This window comes from Methanosarcina sp. (assembly GCF_049706645.1).
Classification (GTDB): domain Archaea; phylum Halobacteriota; class Methanosarcinia; order Methanosarcinales; family Methanosarcinaceae; genus Methanosarcina.
This window is the reverse complement of the sequence record NZ_JBNAKP010000059.1, coordinates 1-16,331: the sequence shown is the minus strand read 5'-3', so window position 1 is coordinate 16,331 and position 16,331 is coordinate 1. Positions and strand designations below refer to the sequence as shown.

At 43.0% G+C, this 16,331-nt stretch carries 13 protein-coding genes; 9 read left to right on the top strand and 4 right to left on the bottom strand.

Annotation, left to right across the window (positions count from 1 at the left end; genetic code table 11):
• Positions 1-114: 114 nt before the first annotated feature.
• The 7 genes from cobZ (at position 115) to ACPK8D_RS16020 (ending at position 9,813) form a co-directional block, all read left to right on the top strand.
• Positions 115-657 carry an alpha-ribazole phosphatase CobZ gene (gene cobZ / locus ACPK8D_RS16050; RefSeq protein WP_424718859.1) on the top strand — a complete coding sequence of 181 codons (543 nt, stop codon included), beginning with the start codon at positions 115-117 and terminating at the stop codon, positions 655-657.
• 17 nt (positions 658-674) lie between these two features.
• Entirely contained in the window at positions 675-1,517 is an 843-nt protein-coding gene (cobS, locus tag ACPK8D_RS16045; RefSeq protein WP_424718858.1) for an adenosylcobinamide-GDP ribazoletransferase, read from the top strand.
• Positions 1,502-2,107: an NTP transferase domain-containing protein gene (locus tag ACPK8D_RS16040; RefSeq protein ID WP_424718857.1), complete on the top strand. Its 606-nt coding sequence runs from the start codon at positions 1,502-1,504 to the stop codon at positions 2,105-2,107. Before cobS ends, ACPK8D_RS16040 begins: the two co-directional genes overlap by 16 nt.
• Positions 2,108-2,156: 49 nt before the next feature.
• The gene (locus ACPK8D_RS16035; protein ID WP_424718856.1) at positions 2,157-2,867 is read left to right on the top strand and encodes an ATP-binding cassette domain-containing protein; all 711 of its coding nucleotides are present in this window, start codon (positions 2,157-2,159) and stop codon (positions 2,865-2,867) included.
• A 2-nt stretch (positions 2,868-2,869) separates the two neighbouring features.
• The gene (locus tag ACPK8D_RS16030; protein WP_424718855.1) at positions 2,870-3,832 is read left to right on the top strand and encodes a SufB/SufD family protein; all 963 of its coding nucleotides are present in this window, start codon (positions 2,870-2,872) and stop codon (positions 3,830-3,832) included.
• 222 nt (positions 3,833-4,054) lie between these two features.
• Positions 4,055-4,312, top strand: coding sequence for a hypothetical protein (locus ACPK8D_RS16025; protein ID WP_424718854.1), 258 nt, complete (start codon positions 4,055-4,057; stop codon positions 4,310-4,312).
• 512 nt (positions 4,313-4,824) lie between these two features.
• Positions 4,825-9,813, top strand: coding sequence for a PKD domain-containing protein (locus ACPK8D_RS16020; RefSeq protein ID WP_424718882.1), 4,989 nt, complete (start codon positions 4,825-4,827; stop codon positions 9,811-9,813).
• 401 nt (positions 9,814-10,214) lie between these two features.
• Here the strand turns inward: ACPK8D_RS16020 and ACPK8D_RS16015 are convergent, their stop codons facing one another.
• From ACPK8D_RS16015 to ACPK8D_RS16000, 4 genes are all read right to left on the bottom strand, one after another.
• The gene (locus ACPK8D_RS16015) at positions 10,215-10,898 is read right to left on the bottom strand and encodes a DUF5591 domain-containing protein (protein ID WP_424718853.1); all 684 of its coding nucleotides are present in this window, start codon (positions 10,896-10,898) and stop codon (positions 10,215-10,217) included.
• A 347-nt stretch (positions 10,899-11,245) separates the two neighbouring features.
• Complete coding sequence (locus ACPK8D_RS16010) at positions 11,246-12,427, bottom strand: aminotransferase class I/II-fold pyridoxal phosphate-dependent enzyme (protein ID WP_424718852.1); 1,182 nt, start codon at positions 12,425-12,427, stop codon at positions 11,246-11,248.
• An 81-nt stretch (positions 12,428-12,508) separates the two neighbouring features.
• On the bottom strand, positions 12,509-13,000 hold the full coding sequence (locus tag ACPK8D_RS16005) for an Lrp/AsnC family transcriptional regulator (protein ID WP_424718881.1): 492 nt from the start codon (positions 12,998-13,000) through the stop codon (positions 12,509-12,511).
• A gap of 71 nt (positions 13,001-13,071) precedes the next feature.
• Positions 13,072-13,449 carry a 30S ribosomal protein S8e gene (locus ACPK8D_RS16000; protein ID WP_424718851.1) on the bottom strand — a complete coding sequence of 126 codons (378 nt, stop codon included), beginning with the start codon at positions 13,447-13,449 and terminating at the stop codon, positions 13,072-13,074.
• Between the two features lie 517 nt (positions 13,450-13,966).
• On the opposite strand from ACPK8D_RS16000, the gene ACPK8D_RS15995 reads away from it, so the two are divergent.
• The gene (locus tag ACPK8D_RS15995; protein WP_424718850.1) at positions 13,967-14,368 is read left to right on the top strand and encodes a DUF6951 family protein; all 402 of its coding nucleotides are present in this window, start codon (positions 13,967-13,969) and stop codon (positions 14,366-14,368) included.
• 367 nt (positions 14,369-14,735) lie between these two features.
• Entirely contained in the window at positions 14,736-15,425 is a 690-nt protein-coding gene (locus ACPK8D_RS15990) for a DUF169 domain-containing protein (RefSeq protein WP_424718849.1), read from the top strand.
• The last annotated feature ends 906 nt before the right edge of the window (positions 15,426-16,331 follow it).

Genomic DNA, 16,331 nt, shown 5'->3' with positions numbered 1-16,331 from the left:
GCCCGCTTTCCGAGAGAATCAACTCTATGCGGAAACCGGATTCTGAGAAAAGTCATATAACATAAAGATTTTCGAAAGCTAATAGAACCGTTTTAACAATCCCGAAGTGATCATATGAAGTTATCCGATATTGAGGAAAGGGACCTGAAAAAAGGGCAGCCTGAGAAAATAGAAGAAAAAGCTACAGTCGACATCCTCGATGTCCTTGCTGAAGAAGGCATCAGTATTCAGGATCTTGCAGATACGGCTCTGGAAATGTATGTCCCTCATCCGGGGCTTGAGACCAGGGAGAAAGCCGACGCTTTGTTTAAAAGGGAACTCAAGTATGCGCTTTCGGACCCAAATCTCTGCCTTCTGATCTATTCCGGGATTTTGCTGGAGCGAGAAGGCAGGGCAGGAACCCTTCCGAACCTCAGCAAAAGTTCCTATGAAAAGGACCTTACTTTTATAATTGCGGACGAAGTGCTTGGCACCAGTATTGCAACCTATATCAGCGGCTCCAAGGGCGCGTTTGAGTTTGTCAGGTACGACAAACAGAAGCCCGGAATCCTTGCAAAGCTCGGGCCTTTTATGGATGACGTTATAGGGGGCCTTATAGGGGGCGTGTCCTCCAATATGTATTCAAGAGGCATGGCAGAGTTTGAAAGAAAGGATTGAAAAACAGGCGGTATCCAATGAATTCATATTTGCTTGCTTTTAAATCGGGTTTTGGCTTTCTGTCCACGATCCCTGTGGGAATCAGCATGGAAGGGATCGATGAGCTCATGAAAAAGATCTATTTTTATCCCGTGGTCGGAGCCATTCTCGGGCTTTTAATAGGCGCAATCGCATACATCGGACAGGTAATATTCCCAGGGCCTGTGCTTGCAGCGCTTATCATGGGATTCATATATTACATTACAGGTTTTAACCATCTTGATGGAGTTACCGACATCGGCGACGGTTTCATGGCCCATGGATCGATTGAGAAAAAGCTCAAAGCCCTCAAGGATACAACCCTCGGGACAGGAGGGGCAGCTTTTTGCATGTTGCTGCTGCTTACCCTTTATGGTTCCATAAGGGCAGTCCAGGAAGAAGGTTTTGCTGTTTTCGGGCCTGACCTTCCGGTTTTAATGTTTGCGTCAATGTTTATTGCCGAGGTCAGTGCAAAGCAATCCATGCTAACTATTGCTGCCTTTGGAAAACCCATACCTCCAAGGGAAAAACAGGCTTACCCCGGCCTTGGAACCATGACTATAAACGGAGCAACCAGGAAAAATTTCCTGATAGGCTTCGTATTCGGCGCCATTGTTTGTTTCCTGCCCTTCGGGTGGATAGGACTTTTGCCTTATCTGGGAGCCTGTGCCTCGGCTCTGGTGATTCTTAACCGGAGCTATGCCCATTTTGGCGGCTTAAATGGCGATGGAATCGGTACTGCTAACGAAATAGGCAGGGTGACTGCTCTTATTATTCTCGCAGTTATACTGAAACTTTCATTGAACGGATATATGGGAGGTTTAGAATGGACGCTATTGTAATGGCAGGGGGATTCGGACAGAGGCTTGGAATGGGAGAAAAACCGTGCGTTGAATTGCTTGGAAAGCCACTCATAGCCTACGTAATAGATACCCTCAGGGCCGCAAAGAATATAGACAGGGTTTTTGTAGCGGTCTCACCTGTTACCCCAAAAACCGAAATCATGATTCAGGAACGCTACAAAGGAGAAGTCCGAGTAATCAGGACCTTTGGCGGAAACTACGTGGGAGACATGATCCATGCGGTAGAAACCACAGAAACGACTGGCCCCGTAATGATAATTATGTCCGATCTTCCCCTGATAAACCCTGAACTTATCGATTCGGTAATTGAGAAATATAAAGAGGAAGGAAAGCCGGCACTTTCGGTCTATGTCCCGATCAATATCTGCAAGGGAGCCGGGATCAGGCCTGATACGGTCTTTAACAAGGATGGGAAGCTGATAGTACCTGCCGGAATTAATATCCTGGACAGTTCTCAAATCCGAAACGAACAGGAAGACTTTAATCTGATACTTGATAATCCCAGACTAGCAATAAACGTAAATACCGTTGAGGATCTGCAGCGCTGCAGGAATCTGCTGCAGGCTTAAAATTAAAAACTTACTAGAGGTGTCGTAGATTCTAGCTCTAAAAAACCTGGTGCTGAGCCGTGATGGGAAGAAAATCCTGCGTGGGGTCAATCTGGAGGTAGGCGACCGGGAAATTCACAGCATTATCGGTGCAAACGGTGCAGGAAAAAGTACACTTGCTTACACCCTGATGGGACTCCAGGGATATGAACACGAGGAAGGCAGCCTCCTATTTGACGGGGAGGATATTACAAAGCTTTCAATAACCGAACGTGCAAGAAAAGGCATTACCCTTGCCTGGCAGGAGCCTGCCCGTTTTGAAGGGCTGAAAGTCAGGGATTACCTGGCAATCGGGGCAAAAGGCAATGGAGGCATTACTGAAGAAGAGCTGAAAGAGGCCCTGAAGAAAGTTGACCTTAAGCCCGAAAAATACCTGGACAGGGAAGTTGGCGAGGCGCTTAGCGGAGGCGAAAGGAAACGCATAGAACTGGCCTCAATAATTACGATGAGACCGAAACTTGCAATTCTTGACGAACCTGATTCCGGGATCGATGTCGTTTCCTTAAAAGAAATCGTGGCCCTGATCCGGACTTTAAAGGAAAACGGTTCCTCTGTGCTTGTAATTACACACAGGGAAGAGATTGCAGCCGCATCCGACAAAGCCTCCCTGATGTGCGAAGGGGCTATCCTCAGGAGCGGGGACCCCCTGGAAATCAGCGAATTCTTCAAAAACAGGTGCATACCGTGTGACAACAGGGTATCCCCACCAAAGGCGGCCTGACCATGACCCAGATAACCGTTAATACGCTTTCCAGCGAGATAGAAGATATGAACGCAGCCTATTCGGCTGCCGGGGGAGATGCTGCGGTCCTGCATAAGCATGAGCTTGCAAGCCTGGTGGTAAGCGGAAACAAAGTGCTCAATGCGAACGGGACAGAAGGAATCGTGCTCGAAAAACATGAGACTGAACATGGAGTGGACATTAAAATGACCATTAAAAAAGGGTACAAAATTCCACTTCCTGTCCATCTCTGCTTCGGGCTTATCCCGGAAGACGGAGTTCAGGAAATAAAGATGAACTTTGTGGCCGAAGAAGATTCGGCTGTTGAACTCATTGCTCATTGTACATTCCCTAATGCTGTAAAGGTTATTCATAAAATGGATGCTCAAATGCTTATAGGGAAAAATGCCTCATTAAAGTATACGGAAACTCACTTCCACGGCCCGCACGGAGGAATTCAGGTGATTCCGAAGGCACATGTAAGGATAGAGGAAGGGGGCAGTTACTATACCAATTTCTCGCTGGTCTCGGGCAGGGTAGGCTATCTGGAATTCGATTACAGCGTGGATGCCGAAAAAGACTCTATCTGCGAGATGGTTACCAAAGTATATGGGAAAAAGGACGATAAAATAAAAATTCTGGAAAAAATATCTCTTAATGGGGAAAATGCCAGAAGCGTGATCAAAAGCCGACTGGCCATTACCGATAATGCAGAGTCGGAGTTCAGGGGAATTACTGAAGGCCGGGCCCCGAGAGCCAGAGGGCACGTGGACTGCATGGAAGTTATCCAGGGCAATGCAAAAGCCGAAGCTATCCCCATTGTACGTGTTGATAACCCTCTGGCCAAGGTAACCCACGAGGCTGCAATCGGGTGTGTGGATAAAAAAGAAGTCGAAACCCTCATGGCTCGCGGCCTTGAAGAAGATGACGCGATTGATATTATCGTAAAGGGAATGCTGGCCTGAAGCCTGTTTTATTCCTTTTTACAGGTATCACTTCGGCATCACTCCGGAAATACTGGAAGTTTACCCGGGAACTGCTCAGGGGATCCTAAACGTATTTGAGTAAGAGGTGAAAGCATAATTGGCGAAATTATTATCCTCGAAAAAAAATATTCCGAAAAAAACCTGCAACTTATTACCGGAAAAAAAGATATATCCTCACATCACCAGGATATTCCCGAAGAGATGTTGCTTTTAAGTGAAGTTATAGAAGACCCTCATAAACTCCCTTACCTGCTGGAAACCTTCTACACCACGCCGATAAAGAATGAAAAAGCCTTTCATTTTGCTCTCCTGCGAGTCCAGGTAGACTCCGACCTCAGGATGCATGAAGATATCCAGAAATACCAGCAAAGGAGATACGTAGCCGAAACTCTTGAAAAGCTGCTTTACGGAGAACTTATGCTTTCAGTAGGAGAAACCGTAGGCATTGAAGGGGATTAATGTGTTTATTCCCTGTAAAAACCTCTTCTTTTAACAAACTTCTTCTGAATGCTCAATTATTTTTCCTTCTTTCCTCATTGTTGCTGTTTTAATATAGTGTAGAAAGTAAGTTATTAATAGAAACTTTTTGTCCCTATAGTTCTCGATTCAGGAAACAAATTTTAATTTCCGGGACCTGCCATTTGAAACTTTTTTACCATAGAAGAACTGAGAGTGGTGTAAAAATTTAGTTATAGACCGTAAAGAAAAAATTTTTGTTACTAAATATGTTAGTTAATGGAAGAAAGATTATTATCCTGTAATTTACAATTATTCTACAGAGCTCTGTGAAATTTTCTTCGTCTGGTCGTTTTTATAGTCGCACCTGATTGCGAGAATCAACTTAACCCAGAAAACTCTGACTTCAAGGAATTATTATATTATCATTTATAAAAGACCGGTCAAATTTCAAGGTTTTTCAAATTTTGAACAAATTTAATAATTCATATACTGAGGGGTCTAAAGTGAAAGGAATGAATTGTAATAAAATATTTAGGGGGCAGACCCTCAATAAAGCTTTGGGGATAACGGCACTTGCTTTTTTAATGCTGGTGAGTATCGCAGGCGCCTCACCATTTGCATACATTACAAACGAAGAGAGTAACAATATCTCTGTAATTGACACAAGCACAGACAAAGTTACAGCTACGATATCTGTAGGCTCTAATCCTATGGGAGCTGGAATTAATCCGGATGGAACAAAGGTATACGTGGTAAATGCTCGTAGCAACGATGTATCTATAATTGATACGGCAACAAATACTGTTATAGCCACGGTGCCTGTAGGAAGTTCTCCCCAAGGAGTTGCAGTCAGCCCGAATGGAAAAAAGGTTTATGTGACAAACCGGGTAAGTAACACTATTTCTGTAATTGATACCACCTCAAGTACTGTTGTAAGTACAGTGAGTACAGGAAGAAATCCTGCGGGAGTAATGGTAAGTCCGGATGGTAGAAAGATATATGTAACAAATTACGGGGATAAAACTGTCTCTATAATTGACGCTGCCGCAGAAGCTGCTATAACCACGGTATCCGTAGGAAGAGGTCCAAAGGAAATTGCTGTCACACCGGATGGAACTAAGGTGTATGTGGTGAACTCCGAGAGCGGGAGCATCTCCGTAATTGACACGGCAACAAACAGTATTACAAACACGGTGAAGGTCGGGAGAGCTCCTCTGGGAGTTGCAGTCAACCCGGAGGGAACAAAGGTATATGTGACCAATAATGATGAATATTTCAGCACTGTCTCCGTAATTGACACTTCTACAAATAAAGTTACAGCCACGATACCTGTAGGATCCAACCCTGTGGGAGTCGCAGTCACCCCGGACGGAAAAAAAGTATATGTAGCTATCAAATTCTATAACACCGTCTCTGTAATTGATACTGCGACCAACACTGTTACAGCCACGACGCTTGTAGGAAACAGTCCTTATGCTTCAGGCCAGTTTATAGGTTCTATCCCGGTACAACCAGTTTATCCTTTAGCGAACTTCAGCAGCAACGTCACATCAGATTATGTTTTCCTTTCCGTACCTGTACAGTTTGAGGACAGTTCTCAAAATGCAACCGGATGGGTCTGGGACTTCGGAGACGGGTCTGGTTCAACAAAGCAGAATCCCACGCATACCTATTCTGCAGCAGGGATCTATACTGCTAGCCTGACAGTAAGCAATTCAAACGGCACGGATTCAAAGTTTGCTACAGTAAATGTTGTACCAAAAGGTTCTCCTGCGCCTTCATATGCATATATCACGAACTTCAACAGCAACACTGTTTCTGTAATAAATACAAGTTCGAATACCGTTACAGCCACAGTGCCTGTAGGAACCGATCCTTTTGGAGCTGCAGTCAGCCCGGATGGATCAAAGGTATATGTGGCGAATGCCAACTACGACCGCAGTGGTACTGTTTCCGTAATTGACAGAGCCACAAACAGGGTTACTGCCACCGTAGATATAGGATATAAATACAGCCCTTGCGGAGTTGCAGTCACACCGGATGGAAAAAAGGTATATGTGACGGATCGTGATATCAATGGTGTCTCTGCAATTGACACGGTTACAAACACGGTTACAGCCACCGTGCCTGCAGGAGTTAACCCGTTAGGGGCTGCAATCACACCTGATGGAACAAAAGTATATGTGACGAACCGTTATAGCAACAATGTTTCTGTAATTGACACAGGAACAAACACTGTTACAGCAACTGTGAAAGTTGGGCTTGGCCCGTCAGCGGTTACAGTTGACCAGGCGGGAACAAAACTATATGTGGCGAATTGTGAAAGTAACACTATTTCTGTAATTGACACAAGTTCGAATACTGTTACAGCTATAGTGCCTGTAGGAAAATGGCCTATGGGAGTTGCAGTCAGCCCGGATGGATCAAAGGTATATGTGGCAAATGAAGGCAGTAACAATGTCTCCGTAATTGACACAACAACAAAAACTGTTATAGTGACTCTGAATGTCGGAAAAAGTCCTTACGGAATTGCAGTCACACCGGATGGAACAAAGGTATATGTAGCGAACTTCGGCAACGACGATGATCTTGGAAAGACTGTCTCTGTAATTGACACAGCCACAGACAGGGTTACAGCTACGGTAAATACAGGTTTCAGTCCTATTGCTTTCGGTCAGTTTATAAGTCCTCTCCCAGCACAACCCGTACTTCCTGTTGCAAACTTCAGCAGCAATTTCACATCCGGCTATGCCCCTCTTTCTGTCCAGTTTACCGATCTCTCGAAGAATGCGGAAGGGTGGAACTGGAACTTTGGAGACGGATCCGGTTCGACACAGCAGAATCAAACACATACTTACCCCAGAGCAGGGAATTACAACGTAACGCTTACAGTAAACAATACAAACGGTACTGATTCGAAATTTGCCACAGTAACTGTTCTAGCACAGCCAGTATTTTCTGCATCCCCAACTTCAGGAAAAACGCCGCTTAGTGTTAGTTTTACTGACCAGAGCACAGGATCGCCAGCTTCATGGAACTGGACTTTTGGAGATGGAACTTACTCAACGGAAAAGAACCCTCTACACATATATAGAAAACCAGGAAAATACTCTGTTACGCTGGCATTAAACGAAACCGGAAACAAGAGTACAGTAACAAAATCCAGCTATATTACTGTTTCAAACGGATATGAAGCCCCTGTTGCTGCTTTTTCAGCATCTCCAGCTTCAGGAAAAGCACCTCTTACTGTTAGTTTTACGGATCAGAGTACAGGATCGACAACTTCAAGGAAGTGGACTTTTGGAGACGGCACATATTCAACCGGAGAAAACCCTGTACATACATACAGCAAAGCGGGATCATACTCCGTTACATTAACAGCAAGTAATGCAGACGGCAGCAATACGTTAACAAAATCGAGCTACATTGTTGTTTCAAATGTTTTAAATGGTCCTGTCACCGGCTTCTCGGCGTCTCCAGCATCAGGAAAACCGCCTCTTACTGTTGACTTTACAGGCCAGGGCAAAGGATCGCCCACGTCATGGAAATGGTCTTTCGGAGATGGGAATACTTCGACAGATAAAAACCCCATACACACCTACAATAAATCAGGACTTTATTCTATTAGATTGACAACAAGTAATGAAAAAGGCAGTAGCGCGTTGACAAAATCCAGTTATATTGCTGTCTCAAGCGTGTTAAATACTCCTATTTCCAAATTCTCTGCATCCCCCACTTCAGGAAGCATGCCTCTAACTGTTCATTTTACTGACCAGAGCACAGGGTCGCCAGCTTCATGGAAATGGTCTTTCGGAGACGGAAACACTTCCACAGAAAGGAATCCTGTACACACATACAATAAATCAGGACTTTATTCTGTTACATTGACAGCAGGTAATGCAAACGGTAGTAATGCGTTGACTAAAACCGGATATATTGCTGTCTCGAGCGTTTTAAATACTCCTGTTGCCAGCTTCTCTTCATTTCCTACTTCAGGAAAAGCACCACTTACTGTCGGCTTTACTGACCAGAGCACAGGGTCGCCAGCTTCATGGAAATGGTCTTTCGGAGATGGAAATACTTCAACAGAAAAGGATCCTGTACACACATACAATAAATCAGGACAATACAATGTTAAATTGACAGTAAGTAATGCAAACGGCAGCAATGCGTTGACAAAAACCGGCTGTATAAATGTGACTTCTGAAAGCGGTACTTTGACGTCGAATTCAAGCTATATCGTCCCTGTCACCGCCTTTCTAGCGACTCCAACTACAGGAAAAGCGCCTCTTACTGTTAGTTTTACTGACCAGAGCACAGGATCTCCAGCGTTATGGAAGTGGACTTTCGGAGACGGAAACACTTCCACAGAAAGGAATCCTGTACACACATACAATAAATCAGGACGATACTCTGTTATATTGACAGCAGGTAATGAAAACGGCAGCAATGCGTTGACTAAATCCAGCTATATTATTGTCTCAAGCGTTTTAAATGGTCCTGTTTCCAAATTCTCTGCATCCCCCACTTCAGGAAGCATGCCTCTAACTGTTCATTTTACTGACCAGAGCACAGGGACACCAGCTTCATGGAGATGGACTTTCGGAGACGGAAACACTTCCGCAGAAAGGAATCCTGTACACACATACAATAAATCAGGACTATATTCTGTTACATTGACAGCAGGTAATGAAAACGGCAGTGATGCGTTGTCTAAAACCGGATATATTGCTGTCTCAAGCGTTTTAAATACTCCTGTTACCAGCTTTTCTGCGTCTCCGATTTCAGGAAAATCACCACTTACTGTCGGCTTTAATGACCAGAGCACAGGGTCACCAGCTTCATGGAAATGGACTTTTGGAGATGGAAGTAATTCAATAGATAAAAATCCTGTACACACATACAATAAATCAGGACTATATTCTGTTACATTGACAGCAGGTAATGCAAACGGCAGTAATGCGTTGACTAAAACCGGATATATTGCTGTCTCGAGCGTTTTAAATATTCCTGTTGCCAGCTTCTCTGCATCCCCTACTTCAGGAAGCACGCCGCTTAATGTTAGTTTTACTGACCAGAGCACAGGGTTACCAGCTGAATGGAAATGGACTTTCGGAGATGGAAATAATTCAACAGAAAAGAATCCTGTATACACATACAATAAATCAGGACAATACAATGTTAAATTGACAGTAAGTAATGAAAACGGCAGTAGTGTATTGACAAAAACCGGCTATATTGCCGTTTCAAACTCTCTTGCCGCTGCTTTTTCCGCATCTCCAACTTCAGGGCCTGCACCGCTTAATGTCAGTTTTACTGACAACAGCACCGGATCACCAGCTTCATGGACATGGGCTTTCGGAGATGGAAATACTTCAACAGAAAAGAATCCGGTATATGTATACAATAAAACAGGACAATACACTGTTAGTTTAACAGTTAATGATTCAGGAAGCATCAGTACCGAAACCAGGTCTAAATATATCACAGTTAGTAGGTAAATATCTAAATCGAAAAAAAGGATTTGTAGAGACTTACCTATACCAGCTTCAAGAGACTAAAAACCAAATTCGTGCGGCCACCCCACCTAAAAAGGCTGTCCAACAATTCATTTTCAGAATGAAAAGATAACAAAAGGAAAGCATTTGAACCTTTAAACTAAAAAAATCCATTTGAAACCTTTAAATTAAAAAAAGAATTCATTTGAAACCATTAAACTAAAAAAGAATTCATTTATACTGGAAATAATCGTCGGACAGCCTGCAAAGGTCACGGTATTCATGACCTTATGCACTCCCATAGAATAAAGAAGTGTTATAACATCCAGTTTAAATTTATAGGATTTGCGAAAGAAAGGAACTTCAAGCTTTATCTTAGTTAAAAGATAAAGAGGAACTAAATTTTAGAGGAGATACCAGTCAGCATCATCAACCGAAAGATCTTCTTTAAGGCCTACTTCTCTTCTGGGAAGCTTAAAAGCGTCAGTAATCGCGTCTGACAAGTCCTGAAGGTACTCTCTAGAGGAGAGGCTATTATAGATAAAAGGCTTATCTGGCTGGATCATTTTCTGGATCGTTGATTCCCTGGGCACGATAACAACCTCTATATCGACCATTTCCACGGCTTTCTCCATTGCAGTCCGAAAATCTCCTATACAATAAGCTATCCTGTACTTGTAGTTGTTTCTTGTTTTCTCAAGGTAAGCCGCAAGCCTTTCGCTTTCCATTTTTATGAAATCTCGTTTGATCTTTGTGACATTACATTTGCCCATCATGAAACTGTAATGCATGAAAGGATATTGTGTGTCAAGTTCCCTCGGCGTAATCCCGCAGGTTCCGAAAGTTACTATATGCACATCTTCAGGTTTTGCAATCCCGAAAATGATTCTGTCGAATTTTTTATGAGAAGGACTTTCATGATAGGGTTTTTTTTTGGCGCAGGGAACGAAGATACAGAGCTCTCTGAAAGGGGCTTCATACTCGTTCAGGACCCATTCATTGGCCCTTATCATGTCAGGGTGATAAATTACTCTATCAGTGTCAAGAGGTTCTTTAGAACGCTCATCTTCAGGAATAATGGGTTTCATAAACGTCAAGCTAATTGAGCCTGGAAATTGTATATATAATTAACTAACTTCGGCAGCCGCAGGAGTTGTTAGTCTGAAAAGTCCTCTCAAAAACTGAATCAGACATGAGCAAAATGAATCAAACAAAGCAAGTAAATCAAATGTAAGAAAATGAATAAAATGTAAGAAAATGAATCAAAATAAGAAAAATAAGGCTAAAAAATAAGGTAAACCATTTCATCGAACCGGATTGAATAAAGCGGATATTAAAGAAAAAAGTTAGTAAAAAAAATCTAGCGAACGGTAGTCGAATAAAAATAAGATTTAATGAAAATTTTGAAAAGAGATCCGGAAAGATCCGGCAGAGTTCACTGCTTTAATCCGTCCACAAAGTCTCCCATTCTGTCCAGTGCTTTTCTGATATCATCTATGGATGCTGCGTAGGCGCAGCGCAGGAAGCCTTCACCTGCTTCTCCAAAGACGTCGCCGGGAATTGTAACGACTTTCTTTTCGTCCAGAAGGCGCTCTGCAAACTCGGAGGAAGAGAGGCCGGTATTCCCTATGTAGGGGAAAGCGTAAAATGCCCCTTTGGGGTTGCAGCATTCAAGCCCTATCCTGTTAAAGCCCCTGACAATAAAATGCCTGCGCCGGTCATATTCCCGGACCATCCGTTCCATTTCCTCTTTACCGTTGCGGAGGGCTTCGATTGCTCCTATCTGGGCGGTTATGGGGGCACAAAGCATGGAGTACTGGTGGATCATCATCATTGAGTGTATGATCTCAGAGGGGCCCATTGCAAAACCGAGCCTGAGCCCTGTCATTGCATAAGCCTTGGAGAACCCGTTGAGCATGACAGTCCGCTCTTTCATGCCTTCTAAGGAAGAGAAGGGAACATGCTTGCCCCCATAGGTCAGGCACTCGTAAACTTCGTCCGAGATAACAAACAGATCGTTCTCCACAACAAGGTCGGCAATCCCCTCGAGATCTTCCTGTGTCATGATCGCTCCCGTAGGATTGTTAGGGAAGTTGAGAATTATTGCCTTTGTTTTGTTCGTGATTGCAGGTTTGAGGGCTTCTGCAGTAAGGCTAAACTCATCCTCCCTGTGGGTGGGAACGATAACGGGCTTGCCCCCTGCAAGAACAACAGAAGGTACATATGCCACATAAGAGGGCTGGACGATAATAACCTCATCACCAGGATTTACCACTGTCCTTACTGCTATATCCAGAGCTTCACTCACACCTGTAGTGATGAGAATCTCGGACGAAGGGTCATAGTCCAGACCGTAGCGCCCGTAATAGGTTCTGGTAAGTTCGTCTCGGAGTTCCGGAAGTCCATAATTTGAGGTATATGAAGTTTGCCCTTTTTCCAGAGAATGAATGCACATTTCACGGATGTGCCAGGGAGTAATAAAGTCAGGCTCTCCTACACCAAGGGAGATTATATCCTCAAGTCCGGAAACCAGATCAAAAAAACGGCGTATTCCTGAAGGTGGAATATTTTTCACAGCATCGGCAACAAACTTAGAAGGATCGCATGGAGGTCTCAAGCAAAACACCCCTATAAAAAATTATATGAGTAATATAAATGTAAAATCGGATAGGGAGATCAGGCTTTAATCCAGCTCGTATTAAAACGATACTGGTAGCCGTTTAATCGATTCAGGTTCATGGAGGATAACCCCATCTTCTTTATAGGTTTTCAGTACGAAGTGGGTTGATGTGCTCTGTACCTGATCAAGAGTTGCAATTTTCTCTGCTACGAAAAAAGCCACATCCTTCATCGATTTCCCCCGGACAGTAAGGGATATGTCATAATTCCCGGATAAGAGCCTGACTGACCTGACTTCCGGGAACTTGTAGATTCGCTCTGCAATTGCCTGATAGCCCTGATTGCGCTCGAGAGTAACCTTCAGCTCAATCACGGCATAAACATAGTTTTCCCCGACCAGGTCCCAATCAACTATGGTCTTGTAGTGCCGGATAACTCCCGTCTCTTCAAGTTTTGCGATCGCCTGGGAAACCTCCTGTGCAGACATATCTGTAAGGGATGAGATTTCCTCCGGACTTGTTCGGGCATCGTTTTCAAGAATTTCCAGTATATGTCGAATCTTTTCATCCATCTTGGTCACCGGCACAAAGGTAAGGGAATTTGACAAAGAACCCCCGGTTTCCGGGGAAAATTTTACGGAAATTATTCAATCAATACAGCGTTTACGACTCCATCCTGGCTTGGTCTGCTTGTAACTCTCGCAGTTCCAAGAGGAGTCCTTATTACGGAGCCTTTTGTCAGGATGTTACGCCTGATGTAGTGCTTGTTCGCAGCGTTGTCGAGAACTGTCTCAATGGGGGCAGGGGCGGTCTTTCCGTCTTTGGGGTTGGTTACGTTTGCAACATTGCACTGGAGAAGTCTTACCTTCCTGTTGCCTCCCATTGTGTGGACATTTTTCCTTTTTATTTCACTTATACGGGTCTCCGCAGATTCGCGGCCCATTTCAAACTTGCGCTTCCCGCGGGCAGCAATAATTTTCCCACCGGTCACTTTTCTTCTGGAATTACCTTGCCATCTCATATTAAAACCTCATAGTGTATTGAAATTATAATCAATGTTTGTCCTTAGTGATTATTTCTGTACTTTCCGATTGTAAATATACTGTAATCCTGATCTTATATTGTAATCCTGATCTGGTGATCGTGTCAGGGCAAAAGCATACCTATCCGTAGCTTAATTGCTCTGATTATATATTAATTATATTAGCAGGAGTACTCAATTAGCATATTTGCTATGGACTAATCAATACAAATAGAATTGTATAAGAACTTTGCGATCAGGCAGCCAGAGAAAAACTCAACTTTGGGCCCTGCCTGAGTAGAGGTGCCTGACCTTATAAAAGTGGATTACAGACTCACAAATATGGATTACAAAGCTTTGAACATAAATTAAAAATTCATGAACATAAATGTGTAGATAAGCCAAAATTAAGTCCATGAACGCAGGTGAAAGAAAAAAGCATATGCTTAAAATTATATAAAAATAAAGTAAATGGATTGCTTTGCAGGTTAGAACCAGGCTGAAACATTAATTTTTATTGAAACTTTTGACGCCCGAACAGGATACGGCATTTAAGAAGAGAAAAATAATAATTACCGGGAGAAAAAAAGAGATGGTTACGGAAATTTCGTTGAACACGATATGCGGGCATACAACAAAAATAATTGCCACAAAAGAAGGGAAGAACACTTACGTACATATTAAGACTACATGCGAGAAACTCAGGAAATGGGGCACACACTTTGATATGGGAATGAAAGACCTTATGGGAGGACCCGAAACCGTACTTGCCCAGAAAATGGCTGAAGCTCCCCTCACGCCTACCTGTCTTGTCCCGGCAGCAGTAATGAATGCCTGCTGGCTTGAAAACGATATGATCTCGAAGAGCCTTGCTCGAAAAATGGGAAAGATGGAAATTATCTTTGATAAGCTGGAATGAACTTTTCACATAGCCACTTTATTCCCTGACCCCTTTGTTTCCTTTGAAAAGTTCGGCAGTACGGAAGAAAAACAGTATAGTACTGAAGAAAAACAGTATTATAGTAATAGTACTGCGAAAAGCTGCCTGCATATATAGGAACTCGGGAATGCTTATATTGGATCTTAAACTTTACTTCTAAAAATGCTTGACCATAAATTTTTTTCAAAAAAAGATTGATCAAAAATCGCGAACTTCTTTTGAAAAAGGTTGACTAAAACAGATGTGCATAATTTGCTTGCCGGGTAGCTCTTAATAACGCTTAAAAAGTGGTAAAGTAATATTACTATCTCAGAAGGAATAAAAATTTCAAAACCGAGTTGAGAATATGGATGTAAAAGAGATAAACAAATACGGACAGGAAATTATAGACTGCCTGAAACTCACGACTTCTCCTGTTGCAGTAAAACTTATTCCGAAAGGAGGAGAGATCCCGGAGGGGATTAACAAAGTCGACGAAGCTATGAGGCATTGCCAACTTGTTGACAGGGTTAGAAGAAGCGGTGAGGAGTTTTATACCCAGGTAGAAGACCAGATGTGTAAAGGCGGAGCCGGTGCAATGGGTCTTGGGGAGATGCCCCCGAAAGTCGCAAGCGGGGAATTCTATTTTAAAGGACTTAAACAATTCAGCACCCAGGGAGCTGCAAGACGTACCCTCGAAATGGTTTCCAAACTCCCTCCGAACTCTACGGAAGCTATTATGTATTCCCCCCTGGAAAAAACCACTTTTGTCCCGGATGTCGTTTTGGTAATCTGCAACCCAAGACAGGTTATGCTGCTTACGCAGGCAATGATGTATAAGACAGGCGGCAGGATTGAATCCAGCTTCGCAGGGAAACAGAGCGTATGCTCGGACGGGGTTGTAAGGGTCTACAAAGAAGGAAAAATCGGAGTCACAGTCGGATGCAGCGGCAGCAGGACATACACCAAGATTTCAGATGAAGAAATGATCATGGGAATTCCAATCGAACTTCTGGCCGATGTCGCCTCCGGCCTCAAAGAGATATGTCCTAAATAAATATAAGACCTGAAAAGCGTATAATTCAATTAAATAAAAATCCATTCAAGCTCAAGCCCTTTCAAAAAGGTTCAGGATTAAGAAAACAGCGAAAGGGCAGGAGCTTCTGAAGTGCTGAGAAAGAACTCAAACTTCAACGCCCGAAATCTAATTTTGAAAAATTCGAGACCTCAGATTTTAATAAATGTTTTTATAAAAAATATATCCCATTAAGTAGACGTATTTAATTCATTCTTTTCAATACATTTATAAATCAATTTTTGATTAATACACCTTGAAGGGCAAAATCCCCGTTCAAACCTTTAAAGTCACGAAAAACAAGGAAAATATCGGATGCGAAAGAAACGGCCTCTTTGGTTCCAATATTTTGCAATTTTTTGTACCGCACTATCTCTGACTCTAATTTCCCTACCGTTCCCGACCGACGCGAAAAACCGAAAGCATGAAAAGATTTAACCTAAAAATTATCCGTTTGCCGAGCGAGATATGGTTCCATTCTCATAAATTCGCCCTCTTGAGCAAAAACAGTTTCTCTTAATCACGAATCAGCCCTCTTAAATGCAGCTAAATATCTTTATCCATAGATTAGCCTGCCTGAGCTCTGAGTATCTTGAGTTATAAATTAACCCTCTTGAGCTCACTTCAGTATCTTTACTTATAAATTAGCCCACTTGAGCTCACTTCAATATCTTTATTATAATTAGCCCTCTTGAGCGAACGAAGTGAGCGAAAAGGGCAGCGCACTGCAGAGCCGCAACTCTGCCGAGACAACAAATTATATAGGACTTACGCGGTTGAACTGAAAAACAGCAACAGTAAAACTTAACTGTCTAAATCTCAAGAATTATGATGGGGCCACATGTACTTGATTTCATTCCTCAACCGCGTAAGTCCTATTATATACTA

Excerpts from the sequence above, each read along its gene's own strand:
- cobZ (WP_424718859.1), top strand. The coding sequence starts at position 115 with ATGAAGTTATCCGATATTGAGGAAAGGGACCTGAAAAAAGGGCAGCCT.
- cobS (WP_424718858.1), top strand. The coding sequence starts at position 675 with ATGAATTCATATTTGCTTGCTTTTAAATCGGGTTTTGGCTTTCTGTCC.
- ACPK8D_RS16040 (WP_424718857.1), top strand. The coding sequence starts at position 1,502 with ATGGACGCTATTGTAATGGCAGGGGGATTCGGACAGAGGCTTGGAATG.
- ACPK8D_RS16030 (WP_424718855.1), top strand. The coding sequence starts at position 2,870 with ATGACCCAGATAACCGTTAATACGCTTTCCAGCGAGATAGAAGATATG.
- ACPK8D_RS16025 (WP_424718854.1), top strand. The coding sequence starts at position 4,055 with ATGTTGCTTTTAAGTGAAGTTATAGAAGACCCTCATAAACTCCCTTAC.
- ACPK8D_RS16020 (WP_424718882.1), top strand. The coding sequence starts at position 4,825 with ATGAATTGTAATAAAATATTTAGGGGGCAGACCCTCAATAAAGCTTTG.
- ACPK8D_RS16015 (WP_424718853.1), bottom strand. The coding sequence starts at position 10,898 with ATGAAACCCATTATTCCTGAAGATGAGCGTTCTAAAGAACCTCTTGAC.
- ACPK8D_RS16005 (WP_424718881.1), bottom strand. The coding sequence starts at position 13,000 with ATGGATGAAAAGATTCGACATATACTGGAAATTCTTGAAAACGATGCC.
- ACPK8D_RS16000 (WP_424718851.1), bottom strand. The coding sequence starts at position 13,449 with ATGAGATGGCAAGGTAATTCCAGAAGAAAAGTGACCGGTGGGAAAATT.
- ACPK8D_RS15990 (WP_424718849.1), top strand. The coding sequence starts at position 14,736 with ATGGATGTAAAAGAGATAAACAAATACGGACAGGAAATTATAGACTGC.